This window comes from Klebsiella sp. KTE92 (assembly GCF_000398905.1).
GTDB classification, from domain to species: Bacteria; Pseudomonadota; Gammaproteobacteria; order Enterobacterales; family Enterobacteriaceae; genus Klebsiella; species Klebsiella variicola.
Map to the genome: position 1 here is coordinate 1,301,257 of NZ_KB976100.1, position 16,326 is coordinate 1,317,582.

At 64.9% G+C, this 16,326-nt stretch carries 13 protein-coding genes; 9 read left to right on the forward strand and 4 right to left on the reverse strand.

Going from position 1 to position 16,326, the window contains the following annotated elements:
* Window positions 1–217 precede the first annotated feature (217 nt).
* The 3 genes from fes to entF are packed head-to-tail and all read left to right on the forward strand — an operon-like array spanning window position 218 to window position 5,549.
* Window positions 218–1,426 (forward strand): enterochelin esterase, encoded by a 1,209-nt coding sequence (fes, locus tag A1WC_RS19005; RefSeq protein WP_016160464.1) that lies wholly within the window; start codon window positions 218–220, stop codon window positions 1,424–1,426.
* 27 nt (window positions 1,427–1,453) lie between these two features.
* Window positions 1,454–1,657, forward strand: a complete 204-nt coding sequence (locus A1WC_RS19000) for an MbtH family protein (protein ID WP_004178967.1) — start codon at window positions 1,454–1,456, stop codon at window positions 1,655–1,657.
* Between the two features lie 10 nt (window positions 1,658–1,667).
* Window positions 1,668–5,549 (forward strand): enterobactin non-ribosomal peptide synthetase EntF, encoded by a 3,882-nt coding sequence (gene entF, locus A1WC_RS18995; RefSeq protein ID WP_016160465.1) that lies wholly within the window; start codon window positions 1,668–1,670, stop codon window positions 5,547–5,549.
* A gap of 64 nt (window positions 5,550–5,613) precedes the next feature.
* Here entF and fepC read toward each other — a convergent pair whose 3' ends face one another.
* Genes fepC through fepD form a run of 3 tightly spaced genes read right to left on the reverse strand, consistent with a single transcriptional unit; the run spans window position 5,614 to window position 8,401 of the window.
* Entirely contained in the window at window positions 5,614–6,408 is a 795-nt protein-coding gene (fepC, locus tag A1WC_RS18990; protein WP_012542491.1) for an iron-enterobactin ABC transporter ATP-binding protein, read from the reverse strand.
* Entirely contained in the window at window positions 6,405–7,397 is a 993-nt protein-coding gene (fepG, locus tag A1WC_RS18985; RefSeq protein WP_016160466.1) for an iron-enterobactin ABC transporter permease, read from the reverse strand. Before fepG ends, fepC begins: the two co-directional genes overlap by 4 nt.
* Window positions 7,394–8,401: a Fe(3+)-siderophore ABC transporter permease gene (fepD, locus tag A1WC_RS18980; RefSeq protein WP_008805582.1), complete on the reverse strand. Its 1,008-nt coding sequence runs from the start codon at window positions 8,399–8,401 to the stop codon at window positions 7,394–7,396. Before fepD ends, fepG begins: the two co-directional genes overlap by 4 nt.
* Before the next feature lie 112 nt (window positions 8,402–8,513).
* Between fepD and entS the strand changes: the two genes are divergently transcribed.
* Window positions 8,514–9,755: an enterobactin transporter EntS gene (gene entS, locus A1WC_RS18975; RefSeq protein WP_008805583.1), complete on the forward strand. Its 1,242-nt coding sequence runs from the start codon at window positions 8,514–8,516 to the stop codon at window positions 9,753–9,755.
* A gap of 249 nt (window positions 9,756–10,004) precedes the next feature.
* Here the strand turns inward: entS and fepB are convergent, their stop codons facing one another.
* Window positions 10,005–10,964 carry a Fe2+-enterobactin ABC transporter substrate-binding protein gene (fepB, locus tag A1WC_RS18970; protein ID WP_012542488.1) on the reverse strand — a complete coding sequence of 320 codons (960 nt, stop codon included), beginning with the start codon at window positions 10,962–10,964 and terminating at the stop codon, window positions 10,005–10,007.
* 187 nt (window positions 10,965–11,151) lie between these two features.
* On the opposite strand from fepB, the gene entC reads away from it, so the two are divergent.
* The 5 genes from entC to entH are packed head-to-tail and all read left to right on the forward strand — an operon-like array spanning window position 11,152 to window position 15,978.
* Window positions 11,152–12,327 (forward strand): isochorismate synthase EntC, encoded by a 1,176-nt coding sequence (gene entC, locus A1WC_RS18965; RefSeq protein ID WP_016160467.1) that lies wholly within the window; start codon window positions 11,152–11,154, stop codon window positions 12,325–12,327.
* Between the two features lie 9 nt (window positions 12,328–12,336).
* Window positions 12,337–13,944 carry a (2,3-dihydroxybenzoyl)adenylate synthase EntE gene (entE, locus tag A1WC_RS18960; RefSeq protein ID WP_012542486.1) on the forward strand — a complete coding sequence of 536 codons (1,608 nt, stop codon included), beginning with the start codon at window positions 12,337–12,339 and terminating at the stop codon, window positions 13,942–13,944.
* Window positions 13,945–13,957: 13 nt separating this feature from the next.
* Window positions 13,958–14,809: an enterobactin biosynthesis bifunctional isochorismatase/aryl carrier protein EntB gene (gene entB / locus A1WC_RS18955; protein ID WP_016160468.1), complete on the forward strand. Its 852-nt coding sequence runs from the start codon at window positions 13,958–13,960 to the stop codon at window positions 14,807–14,809.
* Window positions 14,809–15,564 carry a 2,3-dihydro-2,3-dihydroxybenzoate dehydrogenase EntA gene (entA, locus tag A1WC_RS18950; RefSeq protein ID WP_012068428.1) on the forward strand — a complete coding sequence of 252 codons (756 nt, stop codon included), beginning with the start codon at window positions 14,809–14,811 and terminating at the stop codon, window positions 15,562–15,564. Before entB ends, entA begins: the two co-directional genes overlap by 1 nt.
* Window positions 15,565–15,978: a proofreading thioesterase EntH gene (entH, locus tag A1WC_RS18945; protein ID WP_008805589.1), complete on the forward strand. Its 414-nt coding sequence runs from the start codon at window positions 15,565–15,567 to the stop codon at window positions 15,976–15,978.
* Window positions 15,979–16,326: the final 348 nt, after the last annotated feature.

Consider the following 16,326-nt stretch of genomic DNA (forward strand, 5'->3'; position numbering starts at 1 on the left):
TTCCCACCGGGAGGGGAGGCGGCATAAATGTTGCCGGAAGAGGGCAAAGGCACTCCGTCGCTAGCTGAATAAGCTCTCTTCGACATGTTTTGTGAAAGACGCGCTTCCCACGGCGCGCTAATACGCTATTGCAAATGCAAATAGTTATCAATAATATTATCAATAAAGAATTACAATTAATTAAAAAAGTCACGCTATACATAGGGTTAATGACAGAATGTTAAGGACAGGAAGCGAGGAGTGGTGGCAAACCCTGCAGGGGCCGCAGTGCCGCGCAGTGGATGGCGCCATCGAGGTGACGTTCTGGTGGCGGGATCCGGCGGGGGATGAAACGCACTCTCCGCGCCGTCGGGTATGGCTCTATATCACCGGCGTGACCGACCACCATCAGAATGCGCGGCCGCAATCGCTGACGCGTCTGCCCGGGACCGACGCCTGGTCCTGGCGAACCACCCTGTCGCCGACCTGGCGCGGTAGCTACTGTTTTATTCCCTCCGACCGTGACGATGATTTTTCCCCTGAGGTGTTCAGCGCTGACGCGCCCGACCGCGCGCTGCTGCGCGAAGGCTGGCGCAAACTGCTGCCGCGGGCGATAGCCGATCCGCTGAACCCGCACAGCTGGCAGGGCGGACGCGGCCATGGCGTGTCGGCCCTGGAGATGCCGCAGGCGCCCGCGCAGCCCGGCTGGGACCAGTTTAATGAGGCGCATCCTCCCGCCCGATGCCTTGAGTGGCGCAGCGCGCGTCTGGGCAACCATCGCCGGGTCTGGATCTACACCACCGGCGAGGCCGTCGACCCGCAAACGCGGCCCCTGGCGATCCTGCTCGACGGCCAGTTCTGGGCCGAGAGCATGCCGGTGTGGTCGCCGCTGGCCGCGCTGACCAACGAGGGGAGTCTGCCGCCGGCGGTCTACCTGCTGATCGATGCGATCGACAACCAGCGCCGCGGGGTTGAGCTGCCCTGTCACCGCGATTTCTGGCTGGCGGTGCAGGAGGAGCTCCTGCCGCTGATCCGCGGCCATGCCCCGTTCAGCGACCGCCCGGAGCGGACAGTGGTGGCCGGGCAAAGCTTCGGCGGCCTGGCGGCGATGTTCGCCGCCCTCAACTGGCCGCAGCGCTTTGGCTGCGTACTCAGCCAGTCAGGCTCCTACTGGTGGCCGCACCGTGATGGCCGCGGGACGGGCTTTATCGGCGAACAGCTTCGCCAGGGTGAGGTGTCCGCGGCCGGGCTGCGCATCTGGCTGGAAGCGGGCCAGCGTGAACCGATTATTTTTCGCGCCAACCAGGCGCTGTTGGCGCAACTCACTACGACACAGCAGACGATTTTCTGGCGTCAGGTTGACGGCGGGCATGATGCGCTTTGCTGGCGCGGCGGGCTGACGGCAGGGCTTATCCAGCTCTGGCAGCCTCTGCTGTCGCACCCTTAGCACCGCGCTTTACGACAGGAGTTTGATATGCAATTCAGTAACCCCTTCGACAATCCGCAAGGGCAGTTTTACATTCTGCGCAATGATCAGCAGCAGTACAGCCTGTGGCCGGCGCACTGCGACCTGCCTGCCGGCTGGGCGGTGGTGTGCCCCCCGCAGTCGGCCGAGGCCTGCAACGCCTGGCTGGCGGCCAACTGGTCAACCCTGACCCCCGCCCATCATGCGTCATAAGGAGCTGACAATGACCACTCGTTTACCGCTGGTTGCCGCGCAGCCGGGGATCTGGATGGCCGAGCGCCTCTCCACTCTGCCAGGCGCCTGGAGCGTGGCCCACTATGTTGAACTGCGCGGCGCGCTCGACCCAACGCTGCTGGGAAAAGCGATTGTCGCCGGTCTGCAGCAGGCGGACACCCTCAGCCTGCGCTTTGAGGAAGAGGAGGGGGAAGTCTGGCAGTGGGTGGCGGCCGACCGCACCTTTGGCGAACCGTCGATCATTGACCTGCGTACGGCGCCGGATCCGCATCGCGCCGCCACGGAGCGGATGCAGGCGGACCTGGCGCAGGATCTGCGTGTCGACGGCGGCAACCCGCTGGTGTGCCATCAGCTGCTGCGCGTCGGCGACGACCGCTGGTACTGGTATCAGCGTTATCACCACTTGCTGGTGGATGGCTTCAGCTTCCCGGCGATAACCCGGCAGATCGCCGCCATTTACCGCGCCTGGCAGCGGGGGGAAGCCACACCTGAGTCGCCTTTCACCCCCTTCGCCGAGGTGGTGGACGAGTACCAGCGCTACGCCGGCAGCGAGGCCTGGCAGCGGGATAAAGCCTTCTGGCAGGCTCAGCGCCAGGCGTTACCGTCGCCTGCCTCACTCTCTGCCGCGCCGCTGGGCGGACGCGCCGCCGGGAGCGATATCTGGCGGATGAAGCTGGAGATGAACGCCGACGCCTTCCGCCGTCTGGCTGGCCATGCGCCGCAGTGTCAGCCCGCTGACCTGGCGCTGGCGCTCACCACGCTGTGGCTGGGCCGCCTGTGCAACCGGATGGACTACGCGGCGGGCTTTATCTTTATGCGCCGGATGGGTTCAGCCGCGCTGACCTCGACGGGGCCGGTGCTCAATGTTCTGCCTCTGGCGGTGCATATTGACGCCCAGGAGACGCTGGCAGACCTGGCGATGCGCCTCGCCGCTCAGTTGAAAAAGATGCGCCGCCATCAGCGCTATGACGCCGAACAGATCGTTCGCGACAGCGGTAAAGCGGCAGGGGACGAACCGCTGTTCGGCCCGGTGCTGAACGTCAAAGTCTTTGATTACCAGCTGGATATCGATGGTGTGCAGGCACTGACCCACACCCTCGCCACCGGCCCGGTCAACGATCTCGAGCTGGCGCTGTTCCCGGATGAAACCGGCGGGCTGTCGCTGGAGATCCTCGCCAACAAGGCCCGGTACGATGAAGCCGAGCTCCGTCGCCATGTGGCGAGACTGACCGCGCTGCTGGCGCAGTTCGCCGCCGATCCGGCGCTGCGCTGCGGCGAAGCAGAAATGCTCTCCGCCGATGAGCTGGCCCGGCTGGCGGCGGTCAACGATACCGCTGTGCCGCTGCCTGCCACCACCCTCAGCGCGCTGGTGGCCGACCAGGCGCGGAAGACCCCGGATGCCCCGGCGCTGGCGGACGCCCACTGGCAGTTCAGCTATCGCGAGATGCGTCAGCAGGTGGTGGCGCTCGCGCAGCTGCTGCGTCAGCGCGGCGTGAAGCCGGGCGACAGCGTGGCGGTGGCCCTGCCGCGCTCGGTGTTCCTGACCCTGGCGCTGCATGGCATTGTCGAAGCGGGGGCCGCCTGGCTGCCGCTGGACACCGGCTACCCGGACGACCGCCTGCGGATGATGCTGGAAGACGCCCGGCCGTCGCTGCTGATCACCTCGGAGGATCAACTGGCCCGCTTCAGCGATATTCCGGGGCTGGAAAGCCTCTGCTATCAGCAGCCGCTGGCCGCCGGGGATGACGCGCCGCTGGCGCTGTCAAAACCGGACCATACCGCCTACATCATCTTTACCTCCGGCTCCACCGGGCGGCCTAAAGGGGTGATGGTCGGCCAGACCGCCATCGTCAACCGCCTGCTGTGGATGCAGGATCGCTATCCGTTATCTGCCCAGGACGTGGTGGCGCAGAAAACGCCGTGCAGTTTCGACGTGTCGGTGTGGGAGTTCTGGTGGCCGTTTATCGCCGGCGCGCAGCTGGTGATGGCCGAGCCGGAGGCGCACCGCGACCCGCAGGCGATGCAGCAGTTCTTCGCCCGCTACGGCGTGACCACCACCCACTTTGTGCCGTCGATGCTGGCGGCGTTTGTCGCCTCGCTGGATGCCGACAGCGTCGCTGCCTGCCGCACGCTGCGGCGGGTATTCTGCAGCGGCGAAGCGCTGCCGACGGAATTGTGCCGCGAGTGGGAGCGCTTAACCGGCGCGCCGCTGCATAACCTGTACGGCCCGACGGAGGCGGCGGTGGACGTCAGCTGGTATCCGGCCTGCGGGCCTGAGCTGGCGGCGGTGACCGGCAGCAGCGTGCCGATTGGCTGGCCGGTGTGGAACACCGGGCTGCGCATTCTCGATGCCGCGATGCGCCCGGTGCCGCCGGGGGTGGCGGGGGATCTTTATCTCACCGGCATCCAGCTGGCGCAGGGCTATCTGGGACGTCCGGACCTCACCGCCAGCCGCTTTATCGCCGACCCGTTTGCCCCCGGTGAGCGGATGTATCGCACCGGCGACGTGGCGCGCTGGCTGACGAACGGCGCGGTGGAGTATCTTGGCCGCAGCGACGACCAGCTGAAGATCCGCGGGCAGCGCATCGAGCTTGGCGAGATTGACCGGGTGATGTCGGGCCTGCCGGACGTGGCGCAGGCGGTGAGTCACGCCTGCGTCTTCAACCAGGCGGCGGCGACCGGCGGCGATGCCCGACAGCTGGTGGGCTATCTGGTCTCTGACTCCGGCCTGCCGCTGGATACCGCGGCGCTGAAAGCGCGGCTGGCGGAACAGCTGCCGCCGCATATGGTGCCGGTGGTGCTGATGCAGCTCGCTGAGCTGCCGCTTAGCGCCAACGGCAAACTGGACCGCAAAGCGCTGCCGCTGCCGACCCTCGGCGGGGAGCGCAGCGGCCGGCCGCCGGAGCCCGGGATGGAAACCCTTGTCGCCACGGCCTTCAGCCAGCTGCTGGGCTGCGAGGTGAACGATATCGACGCCGATTTCTTCGCCCTCGGCGGTCATTCTCTGCTGGCGATGCGTCTGGCGGCACAGCTCAGCCGCCAGCTGGCGCGGCAGGTGACCCCGGGGCAGGTGATGGTGGCCTCGACGGTGGGCAAACTGAGCGCGCTGCTGGCTGCCGATCTCAGCGATGAGCAGGCCCGGCGCCTGGGGCTGGATACGCTTCTGCCGCTGCGCGAGAGCGACGGCCCGACGCTGTTCTGCTTCCATCCGGCCTCCGGCTTCGCCTGGCAGTTCAGCGTGCTGGCGCGCTATCTCAGCCCGCGCTGGTCAATAACCGGTATTCAGTCGCCGCGCCCGCAGGGGCCGATGGCCAGCGCCGCCAGCCTCGACGAGGTGTGCGAGCACCATCTGCGCACGCTGCTGGCGCAGCAGCCGCACGGCCCTTATTACCTGTTTGGGTATTCGCTGGGCGGCACCTTAGCCCAGGGGATTGCCGCCCGCTTGCGCCAGCGCGGCGAAGCGGTGGCCTTCCTCGGCCTGCTGGATACCTGGCCGCCGGAGACGCAAAACTGGGCGGAGAAAGAGGCCAACGGGCTGGATCCCGAGGTACTGGCGGAGATCGACCGCGAGCGCGAAGCGTTCCTCGCTGCCCAGCAGGGGCAAGCCTCCGGCGAGCTGTTCAGCGCTATCGAAGGTAACTATGCCGATGCGGTGCGGCTGTTAACCACCGCCCACAGCGCGAAGTTTGACGGCAAGGCGACGCTTTTCGTGGCGGAGAAGACGCGGCAGGCGGGGATGGATCCGCAGGTCGTATGGGGCCCGTGGGTGGCGGAACTGGAGGTGTTCAGCCAGAACTGCGCCCACGTCGACATTATCTCCCCGCAGGCCTTTGAAGCCATCGGCCCGGTGGTCAGGGAGATTCTGGGGTAACGGTTGAGTTCGGGCTACAGCAGGTAGCCCGGCTCAGCGTAGCGCAAGCCGGCGAAAGAGGAGATTACCGGCGGCCCAGCGGGACCACCAGCGGCGTATGCGCCACCGGATCCTCAATGATCGTGCAGCGCAGGCCGTAAATCCGTTCAATCAGATCGGCGGTGACGATCTCCTTCGGCGCCCCCTCGGCGACGATCTTGCCGTCGCGCAGGGCGATCAGGTGGGTGGCGTAGCGGCAGGCCTGATTAAGATCGTGCAGCACCGCCGCCAGGGTATAGCCCTTCTCGCGATTCAGCTCACTCAATAGCTCCAGCAGGTCGATCTGATGGCTGATGTCCAGCCAGGTGGTTGGCTCATCCAGCAGCATAATCGCCGTCTCCTGGGCCAGCACCATCGCAATCCACGCCCGCTGCCGCTGGCCGCCGGAAAGCGTGTCGACGCTCTGCAGCGCCAGATCGCTGATCCCGGTCGCCCGCATCGCCTTGTTCACCGCCTCTTCATCTTCTTTGCGCCAGCGGGTAAACAGCGGCTGGTGCGGATAGCGCCCACGGGCCACCAGCTCCTGCACCGTGATATCGCCAGGAGTGGTGGCATTCTGCGCCAGCAGCCCGATGCGGCGGGCAACCTCTTTACTGGCGTACTGCTGGATCTGCGCGCCGTCGAGCCAGACGTGGCCGCTGGCCGGCGTCATCAGGCGACTGAGGGTGCGCAACAGCGTCGACTTGCCGCAGCCGTTGGGGCCGATAATGGCGGTGAAGTGGCCGTCAGGGATGGTCACGTTCAGCGACTCGGCGATGGTCTTGTTACCGTAGGCCAGGGTTAACTGCTCGCCGCGCAAACGGGAGGGGACAGCACTCATTTTTTGCGGGACTCCTGAATCAACAATGCAATAAGGTAAATACCGCCGAGGCTGACGGTTAACACGCCAACCGGCAGCTGCCACGGCATAAACAGCCGCTGGGCGCCGTAATCGGCCAGCGCCAGCAGCAGCGCGCCACACAGGGCCGATTGGGTCAGTCCCCAGCGGGCCGTGCCGCTCAGGCGGCGGGCGATATGCGGTGCCACCAGCGCAATAAATGAGATCGGCCCGGCCAGCGCCGTCGAGGCGGCGGTGAGCACCACCGCCACCAGCATCAGCAGCAGGCGCGAACGCTCGACCTGTACCCCCAGCGCGCAGGCGGTATCGTCGCCCATCTCCAGCAGTCGCATCCGGCGAACCAGCAGGGCGCTGCTCACCAGCATCAGCAGGATCAGCGGCGCCGACGGCCAGGTTTTACCCCAGGTCAGGCCGTTAAGCGATCCGGCGTTCCACAGGCCCGCAGAAAGGGCGGTCTCCAGCGAGGCGCGCAGCAGCAGCCAGGTGTTGAATGCCACCAGCATGGCGCGCACGCCGATGCCGATAATGATCAGGCGGAAGGTCTCGATCCCGTTGCGCCAGGCCAGCAGCCAGACCACCAGCGAGGTCAGCACCCCGCCGGCCATCGCCGCCAGGGCAATCGCCGTCAGGTTCTGGCCGAAGAGGACCATCGCCACCAGCACGCCGCTCCAGGCGCCGGTGTTAAAGCCCATCACGTCCGGGCTGCCGAGCGGGTTACGGGTCAGCGACTGGAAAATGGCGCCGCTGACGCCGAGCGCGGCGCCGATGAGCAGCGCCATTAACACCCGCGGCAGCCGCCATTCGTTCACCACCATCGCGACGTTGCGCGGCGCATCGCCGAACAGCGCGGAGAACACCTGGTCAATCGTCAGGGGCACCGGGCCTTGCGCCAGCCCGAGCAGAGAAATCAGCAGGCTGGCGGCTATCAGCAGCAGGCAACTGGCTATCAGGCGGCGGGACGGGGCAATCACAGGCCACCTCCCCGCGGCTGGCGGCGCACCAGCCAGATCAGCACCGGCGCGCCGAGAAAGGCGCTCACCACCGATACCCGCAGTTCGCCGGGCACCAGCAGGCGGCCAATCACGTCGGCAAACAGCAGCAGGGCCGGGGTGGCGAGCAGGGTGACCGGCAGCGACCAGCGATGATCGGCCCCCACCAGCCAGCGCGCCATATGCGGCATCATCAGGCCGATAAAGGCGATGGGGCCGACGACGGCGGTGGCGCTGCCGCACAGGACGGTGATGACGATCAGGCCGATCAGCTGGGTGCGGGCGACGCGGCTGCCGAGGGCGGTGGCGGTATCGTTGCCGAGGCTCAGACTGTTAAGCGCCCGGCTCAGCAGCAGGGCGGCGATCCCCGCCATCACCACCGGCAGCAGGACAATTTTCAGCGTCTGCAGGGTGCGGATATCCAGCGAACCGGCCTGCCAGAAGCGCAGCTGATCGTAGACGTCCGGGTTGAGCAGGGCGATGCCGTTGGACAGCCCCTCCAGCACCGCCGCAAGGGCGACCCCGGCGAGGGTGAGGCGCACCGGGCTCAGCTGGCCGCCGCCCTGACTGCCGGTAAAGGCCACCAGCAGCGAGGCGCAGAGCGCGCCGCAAAACGCCAGCAGCAGTTGCTCCTGCGGGGAGGTGATCCCGAACAGCGCCGCGCCGAGGACGATGGCGAAGCTGGCGCCGGAGTTGACCCCCAGCAGGCCGGGGTCGGCCAGCGGGTTGCGGGTGAGCGTCTGCATCAGCGCGCCGGCGAGACCGAGGGCGACGCCGGCCAGCAGACCGGCCAGGGTACGCGGCAGGCGCGCGTCCAGCACGATGGTGCAGTCGGCGCTTTGACAGGTTCCGCTGAAGGCGGTGAATACCGTGCCGATCGGCAACGATTTGGCGCCGATGGTCAGGCTAAGCGCGGCGGCTAAGGCGAGTAATAGCAACAATCCGGGCACGGCGACAGAGCGTACCGCGGTCGTAGAAAACGACATAACTGACATCCCTGATATGATAATGATAGTAATTATCGTTATCGATTTTATTCAGCTATGGTAGCATGACCCACAGTAAAAAGGGTATTAAAAATAACGACAAGGCGCTGTAATGAACCGACAATCCTGGCTGCTCAATCTCAGCCTGCTGAAAACTCACCCGGCGTTTCGCGCCGTTTTTATCGCTCGCTTTATCTCTATTCTGTCGCTTGGCCTGCTGGGCGTGGCCATTCCGGTCCAGATCCAGATGATGACCCATTCGACCTGGCAGGTCGGGCTGTCGGTGACGCTGACCGGTGCGTCGATGTTTGTTGGTCTGATGGTGGGGGGCGTGCTGGCTGACCGCTATGAACGTAAACGCCTGATCCTGCTGGCGCGCGGCACCTGCGGCGTGGGCTTTGTCGGTCTGTGTCTGAACGCCCTGCTGCCGGAGCCGTCGCTGGCGGCGATCTACCTGCTGGGGATCTGGGACGGGTTCTTCGCCTCGTTGGGGGTGACCGCGCTGCTGGCGGCGACCCCGGCGCTGGTGGGGCGGGAAAACCTGATGCAGGCCGGGGCCATCACCATGTTGACGGTGCGCCTTGGCTCGGTGATTTCGCCGATGATCGGTGGCCTGCTGCTGGCCACCGGCGGCGTGGCCTGGAACTTCGGCCTGGCGGCGGCGGGGACCTTTATCACCACCTTAACCCTGCTGCGTCTGCCGCAGCTGCCGCCGCCTCCGCAGCCGCGCGAGCATCCGCTGCGATCTCTGCTGGCGGGGCTGACCTTCCTCTGTCAGAGCCCGCTTATCGGCGGGATTGCGCTGCTTGGCGGTCTGCTGACCATGGCCAGCGCGGTGCGGGTGCTCTATCCGGCGCTGGCCGGGAGCTGGCAGATGTCGGCCGGACAGATTGGCCTGCTGTACGCCGCTATTCCGCTCGGTGCGGCGCTGGGGGCGTTGACCAGCGGTCAGCTGGCCCAGACGGTGCGGCCGGGTGCGCTGATGCTGGCGACCACGGTGGGATCGTTTGTCGCCATTGCGCTGTTCAGCCTGATGCCGCACTGGGCGTTGGGCGCGCTGTGCCTGGCGCTGTTTGGCTGGCTGAGCGCTATTAGCTCGCTGCTGCAGTACACCCTGATCCAGACCCAGACGCCGGAAAATATGCTTGGGCGGATTAATGGTCTGTGGACCGCGCAAAACGTCACCGGCGACGCCATCGGCGCGGCGCTGCTCGGCGGATTAGGGGCGGTGATGACCCCGGCGGCATCCGCCAGCGCCAGCGGCTGGGCGCTGGCGCTCGTCGGCGTGCTGTTGGTGGGGCTGCTACGCGAGCTGCGCCGTTTCCAGCGCCCGGAAATCGTCAACGAAAGTTAAGTAGGGTGCACTTGCCCGGTGGCGGCTACGCCTTACCGGGCCTACAGTCTCGGGCATTGTAGGCCGGGCAAGCGCAGCGCCGCCCGGCAAAGAGTTCAGGTTGCGTTCCCGTCCTGATACCCGGTGGCGGCTACGCCTTACCGGGCCTACGGTCTGGCCTGGGGGACTCTGGCATTGTAGGCCGGGCAAGCGGAGCGCCGCCCGGCAAAGAGTTCAGGTTACGTACCCGTCCTGATGGCACGGCCCGCGTTAGCCGAACAGGCTGGAGAGACGCTGGAGCACCAGCAGGGCGCTGTAGTAGTCAAGACGGAAGGTCTCGGTGCCCAGCGGGTAGACGCGTTTGCCTGCGACCGCCGGGAGATGCGCCAGCAGCGGGTTGGCGTAGATGGCATCCGCATCTTTCTGGTCGCCGGCGAACAGGAACAGGCTCTGGCCGTTCAGACCGGCCGCGAGGTTCTCCCCGCCCAGCTGCACGATATCGTGGCGTTTACCCTGGCTATGGCTGGCGGGCAGGCCGCCCGGCAGCGTCGCTAGGCTAAAGCCCAGCTGTTCGAGCATCTGCCCCTGGGCCGATGCCGGCGTCCAGATATTGGCGCTGTGCGCGGCGGCGGTATAGACCAGGGCGGTCACCGGCTGCGGCGGCAGTTTCATTTTTTCTTTTAACGAAACGAGCTGTTTATTGAAGTCGGCGATGCGCGCGCTGGCCTGCTGCTCATGGCCGGTGATCTGCCCCAGTTGGGTGAGCAAGGTTTGCCAGCTTTTATCGTCATAGTTGATGACCAGCGTCGGGGCGATCGTTTTGAGCTGATCGTACAGCGGCAGGGCAGAGTCGCCGCCGGTGGCGCTCACCAGGATCAGGTCCGGCATCTGGGCGGCCACCGCTTCCGCGCTTGGTTCGCCGATGTACAGCCGCGCCAGCTTGCGGGCTTTGGCGACCTCGCTCCACTGGCGCAGAAAGCCCTGACTATCGGCGACGCGGTTGTTCGGCGTGGTGGCGCCGCTGGCGACCACCGGAGCGTCAATCGCCAGCAGCGAGCCGGTGAGGGTCACGCTGGTGGAGACAATGCGCAGCGGCTGGCTTGGCAGGGTGTGTGTCCCGTAGCTGTCGGTGACCTGGCGCGGCCAGTCCGCCGCCTGGGCTGAGGTAATTCCTAAAAGCAACAGCATGCCGGTCAGCGCACCGCGGCGGCAGAAAGAAAAGAAGTTCACGTCATCGCATCCTGATTCGAAAGGTAATAAATGCGTCTCATTTTCAACTTTGCGTCAGCAGGATGCAAGCCAAAGTGGCGCGCAATGACGTAACGCGGTTGACATGGCGGGCAATACCTTTTAGGTTAGCCAACCAAAATACAAATGATAATTATTCGTAATATATTTATCGTTTTTGGAGGATGATATGGAAACGTCACTGGCTGAGGATGTACAGAAACACACCCAGACCCTGTCTCCGGACAGCTTCTTCTTTATGTCGCCGTACCGCAGTTTTAGCACCTCCGGCTGCTTCCGCCGCTTCTCACAGCCCGCTGTCGGCGGCGATGCGCTGAACGGCGAGTTCCAGCAGCAGCTGGCCGCCGCTTTTGCCGAGGCCCGCGCGGCGGGGATCCGCAAGCCGGTGATGGTGGGGGCTATCCCGTTCGACACCTGTCAGCCTTCCGAGCTCTATATCCCCGAGCGCTGGGAAGCGTTCTCTCGCCCGGAAAAACAGCGTTCCGCCCGCTACGCCGCGCCGCTGGAGACAATGGAAGTGGTGGAGCGCCGGGAGATCCCGGAGCAGGACGCGTTTTTAGCCATGGTGGAACGCGCTGCCGCGCTGACCGCCACCCCGGAAGTGGACAAGGTGGTGCTCTCAAGGCTTATCGATATTACCACCCGCGACCGCGTCGATAGCGGCGCGCTGATGGAGCGACTGATCGCCCAGAACCCGGCGAGCTTTAACTTCCACGTGCCGCTCTCCGACGGCGGCGTGCTGCTGGGCGCCAGCCCGGAGCTGCTGCTGCGTAAAGACGGGCCGCGCTTCAGCTCATTGCCGCTGGCTGGCTCCGCCCGTCGTCAACCGGACGATGTGCTGGACCGGGAAGCGGGCAACAGGCTGCTGGCATCCGGCAAAGATCGCCACGAGCACGAGCTGGTGACCCAGGCGATGAAGAGCGTGCTGGGCCCGCGCAGCAGCCAGCTGTCGCTGCCGGCATCGCCGCAGTTGATTACCACCCCAACGCTCTGGCACCTGGCAACACCAATCGAAGGCACCGCGCTGGCGCAAGAAAACGCCATGTCGCTGGCCTGTCTGCTGCACCCGACCCCGGCGCTGAGCGGCTTCCCACACCAGGTGGCGAAGCGCCTGATTGCCGAACTGGAACCCTTCGACCGTCAGCTGTTCGGCGGCATCGTCGGCTGGTGTGACGATGAAGGCAACGGCGAATGGGTGGTGACCATCCGCTGCGCGCGTCTGCAGCAGCGTACGCTGCGCCTGTTTGCCGGCGCGGGAATCGTTCCGGCCTCCTCGCCGCTGGGCGAATGGCGCGAAACCGGCGTCAAACTGACCACCATGCTTAACGTATTTGGCTTGAATTAAGAGGCAAGGATGATTGCATTTACCCGTTGGCCGGATGCGTTCGCGGCCCGCTATCGTCAAAAAGGCTACTGGCAGGATCTGCCGTTAACCAATCTGATCACCCGTCACGCGGAAAACGACGCCGTGGCGATTATCGATGGCGAACGGCAGATTAGCTACCGCCAGTTTAATCAGCTGGTGGACAACCTTGCCTGCTCGCTGCAGCGCCAGGGACTGAAGCGCGGGGAAACCGCGCTGGTGCAGTTGGGCAACGTCGCCGAGTTTTACATCACCTTCTTTGCGCTGCTGCGCATCGGCGTCGCGCCAGTGAACGCGCTGTTCAGCCATCAGCGCAGCGAGCTTAACGCCTACGCCGCGCAGATTAAACCGGCGCTGCTGATTGCCGATCGCGAGCACGCGCTGTTTGCTGACGATAGCTTCCTCCATGCGTTTATCGCTGAGCATCCTTCCCTGCGCGTCGCACTGTTGCGTAACGACGGCGGCGAGCGCGATCTGGCGACGGAGATTAACCGCCCGGCGGATAACTTTGTCGCCAATCCAACCCCTGCCGACGAAGTGGCCTTTTTCCAGCTCTCCGGCGGCAGCACCGGGACGCCGAAGCTGATCCCGCGCACCCATAACGATTACGACTACAGCATCCGCCGCAGCAACGAGATCTGCGGGATCAACGCGGAGACGCGCTACCTCAACGCGCTGCCGGCGGCGCATAACTATGCGATGAGTTCCCCGGGTTCGCTCGGCGTCTTCCTCGCCGGCGGGCGGGTGATCCTCGCCGCCGACCCGAGCGCCACCCTCTGTTTCCCGCTGATTGAACAACATCAGATCAACGTCGCGTCGCTGGTGCCGCCGGCGGTCAGCCTGTGGCTGCAGGCGATCCATGAATGGGGCAGCAATGCGCAACTGCAATCGCTGGAGCTGCTGCAGGTCGGCGGCGCGCGCCTGTCGGCGACCCTCGCCGCGCGCATTCCGGCGGAAATCGGCTGCCAGCTGCAGCAGGTGTTCGGCATGGCGGAGGGGCTGGTGAATTACACCCGCCTTAACGACAGCCCGGAGCGGATCATCCATACCCAGGGCTGCCCGATGTGCCCGGACGATGAAGTGTGGGTAGCGGATGCCGATGGCAACCCGCTGCCGCGCGGCGAAGTGGGCCGCCTGATGACCCGCGGGCCGTATACCTTCCGCGGCTACTACAACAGCCCGCAGCATAACGCGGAAGCCTTTGATGCCGAGGGGTTTTACTGCTCCGGCGATCTGATTTCGATCGATGAAGACGGGTATATCACCGTCCAGGGCCGGGAAAAAGATCAGATCAACCGCGGCGGCGAGAAGATCGCCGCTGAAGAGATCGAAAACCTGCTGCTGCGCCATGAGGCGGTGATCCACGCCGCGCTGGTCAGCATCGAAGACAACCTGCTGGGCGAGAAAAGCTGCGCTTATCTGGTGGTGACCTCGCCGCTGCGCGCCGTCGCGGTGCGCCGCTTCCTGCGCGAGCAGGGGGTGGCTGAATTTAAACTGCCGGATCGCGTGGAGTGCGTTGCCGCGCTGCCGCTGACGCCGGTGGGCAAAGTCGATAAAAAACAATTACGTCAGTGGCTGGCCGAAGGCAAGCTGGGCTGAAGGAGAACAGAGAATGGCAATCCCTAAATTACAGGCATATGCGCTGCCGGAAGCCAGCGATATCCCGGCGAACAAAGTCAACTGGGCCTTTGAGCCGTCGCGCGCCGCGCTGCTGATCCACGATATGCAGGAGTATTTCCTCAACTTCTGGGGCGAAAACAGCGCGATGATGGAGAAAGTGGTGGCCAATATCGCCGCCCTGCGCGACTTCTGCAAACAGAACGGCATTCCGGTGTACTACACCGCCCAGCCGAAAGAGCAGAGTGATGAAGATCGGGCGTTGCTGAATGATATGTGGGGGCCGGGCCTGACCCGCTCGCCGGAGCAGCAGCAGGTGATTGCCGCGCTGGCGCCGGATGAAGACGATACCGTGCTGGTGAAATGGCGTTACAGCGCATTTCATCGCTCGCCGCTGGAGGAGATGTTGAAAGAGGCCGACCGCGACCAGCTGATCATCACCGGCGTTTATGCTCATATCGGCTGCATGACCACCGCCACCGATGCTTTCATGCGCGATATCAAACCGTTCTTTGTCGCCGACGCCCTGGCGGACTTCAGCCGTGAAGAGCACCTGATGGCGCTGAAATACGTCGCCGGCCGCTCCGGCCGCGTGGTGATGACCGAAGAGCTGCTGCCGCTGCCGGCCTCCAAAGCGGCGCTGCGCGCGCTGATCCTGCCGCTGCTCGACGAATCCGACGAACCGCTGGATGATGAAAATCTGATCGACTACGGTCTGGATTCGGTGCGGATGATGGCCCTGGCCGCCCGCTGGCGCAAAGTGCACGGCGATATCGACTTCGTGATGCTGGCGAAGAACCCGACCATCGACGCCTGGTGGGCGCTGCTCTCCCGTGAGGTGAAATAATGGCGGCGCTGGATTTCCACGGCCAGACCGTGTGGGTGACCGGCGCAGGTAAAGGGATTGGCTATGCCACCGCGCTGGCTTTCGTCGAGGCCGGGGCTAACGTCACCGGTTTCGACCTTGCCTTTGACGGCGAAGGTTATCCGTTTGCCACCGAAACGCTGGACGTCGCCGATGCCGGTCAGGTACGCGACGTGTGCGCGCGGCTGCTCAACAACATCGAACGACTGGACGTGCTGGTGAACGCCGCCGGGATCCTGCGCATGGGCGCCACCGACCAGCTGAGCGCGGAAGACTGGCAGCAAACCTTCGCGGTCAACGTTGGCGGCGCGTTTAATCTGTTTCAGCAGACGATGGCCCAGTTCCGCCGTCAGCGGGGCGGGGCGATCGTCACCGTCGCCTCCGATGCCGCGCATACGCCGCGTATCGGCATGAGCGCCTATGGCGCCTCGAAAGCGGCGCTGAAAAGCCTGGCGTTAACCGTTGGCCTTGAGCTGGCAGGCAGCGGCGTGCGCTGCAACCTCGTGTCGCCGGGCTCCACCGACACCGATATGCAGCGCACCCTGTGGGTCAGCGACGATGCCGAGCAGCAGCGGATCCGCGGCTTCGGCGAGCAGTTTAAGCTGGGCATCCCGCTGGGCAAAATCGCCCGCCCGCAGGAGATCGCCAATACCATTCTGTTCCTCGCCTCTTCTCACGCCAGCCATATTACGCTGCAGGATATTGTGGTCGATGGCGGCTCGACGCTGGGGGCGTAAATGGCCTGGAAGCGAGAGCTCACGCTGGCGGCGCTGAACGCCAGCAGCGAAAACACCATGGTGGCGCATCTTGGCATCATCTACACCCGACTGGAAGCGGGGCTGCTGGAGGCGGAGATGCCGGTGGATGCGCGCACCCATCAGCCGTTTGGTCTGCTGCACGGCGGCGCCTCCGCGGCGCTGGCGGAGACGCTGGGCTCGATGGCCGGTTGGCTGATGACCGAAGAAGGGCAGTGCGTGGTGGGCACCGAGCTTAACGCTACCCACCATCGTCCGGTCTCCAGCGGGAAAGTGCGCGGCGAATGCCGACCGCTGCATCTTGGCCGCCAGAGCCAGAGCTGGGAGATAGTGGTGTATGACGAGAAGGGGCGGCGCTGTTGCACCTGTCGTCTGGGCACCGCGGTGCTGGGCTAAGAAGCCGCTATTTCCCCGGCTTGCGCGACGCTTAGCCGGGCTACGTATCGGCGCAATGAGTAGCCCGGATAAGGCGCAGCGCGCCGCCATCCGGGAATTTCCCTGCTCGCGCTGCGCTTAGCAGGGCTACGGTTTATGGACCAGGAAGCCGCTATTTCCCAGGTTTGCGCTACGCTTAGCCGGGCTACGGATCTGTAGGTCGGGTAAGGCGTTAGCCGCCACCCGACAAACAAACGGCACCGTTCACGGTAATCCTTTCATTCATTTTCCTGCCTTAAGTGATCTCGCTAGCAATGTGAGACAAATCTCTGTGGGTGTACGGCATCTGCGCTGTTTCGATGTTGTTAA

Bases quoted from the DNA above. Each gene is read 5' to 3' on its own strand.
- fes (WP_016160464.1), top strand. From the start codon at position 218: ATGTTAAGGACAGGAAGCGAGGAGTGGTGGCAAACCCTGCAGGGGCCG.
- A1WC_RS19000 (WP_004178967.1), top strand. From the start codon at position 1,454: ATGCAATTCAGTAACCCCTTCGACAATCCGCAAGGGCAGTTTTACATT.
- entF (WP_016160465.1), top strand. From the start codon at position 1,668: ATGACCACTCGTTTACCGCTGGTTGCCGCGCAGCCGGGGATCTGGATG.
- fepC (WP_012542491.1), bottom strand. From the start codon at position 6,408: ATGAGTGCTGTCCCCTCCCGTTTGCGCGGCGAGCAGTTAACCCTGGCC.
- fepD (WP_008805582.1), bottom strand. From the start codon at position 8,401: ATGTCGTTTTCTACGACCGCGGTACGCTCTGTCGCCGTGCCCGGATTG.
- entS (WP_008805583.1), top strand. From the start codon at position 8,514: ATGAACCGACAATCCTGGCTGCTCAATCTCAGCCTGCTGAAAACTCAC.
- entC (WP_016160467.1), top strand. From the start codon at position 11,152: ATGGAAACGTCACTGGCTGAGGATGTACAGAAACACACCCAGACCCTG.
- entE (WP_012542486.1), top strand. From the start codon at position 12,337: ATGATTGCATTTACCCGTTGGCCGGATGCGTTCGCGGCCCGCTATCGT.
- entB (WP_016160468.1), top strand. From the start codon at position 13,958: ATGGCAATCCCTAAATTACAGGCATATGCGCTGCCGGAAGCCAGCGAT.
- entA (WP_012068428.1), top strand. From the start codon at position 14,809: ATGGCGGCGCTGGATTTCCACGGCCAGACCGTGTGGGTGACCGGCGCA.
- entH (WP_008805589.1), top strand. From the start codon at position 15,565: ATGGCCTGGAAGCGAGAGCTCACGCTGGCGGCGCTGAACGCCAGCAGC.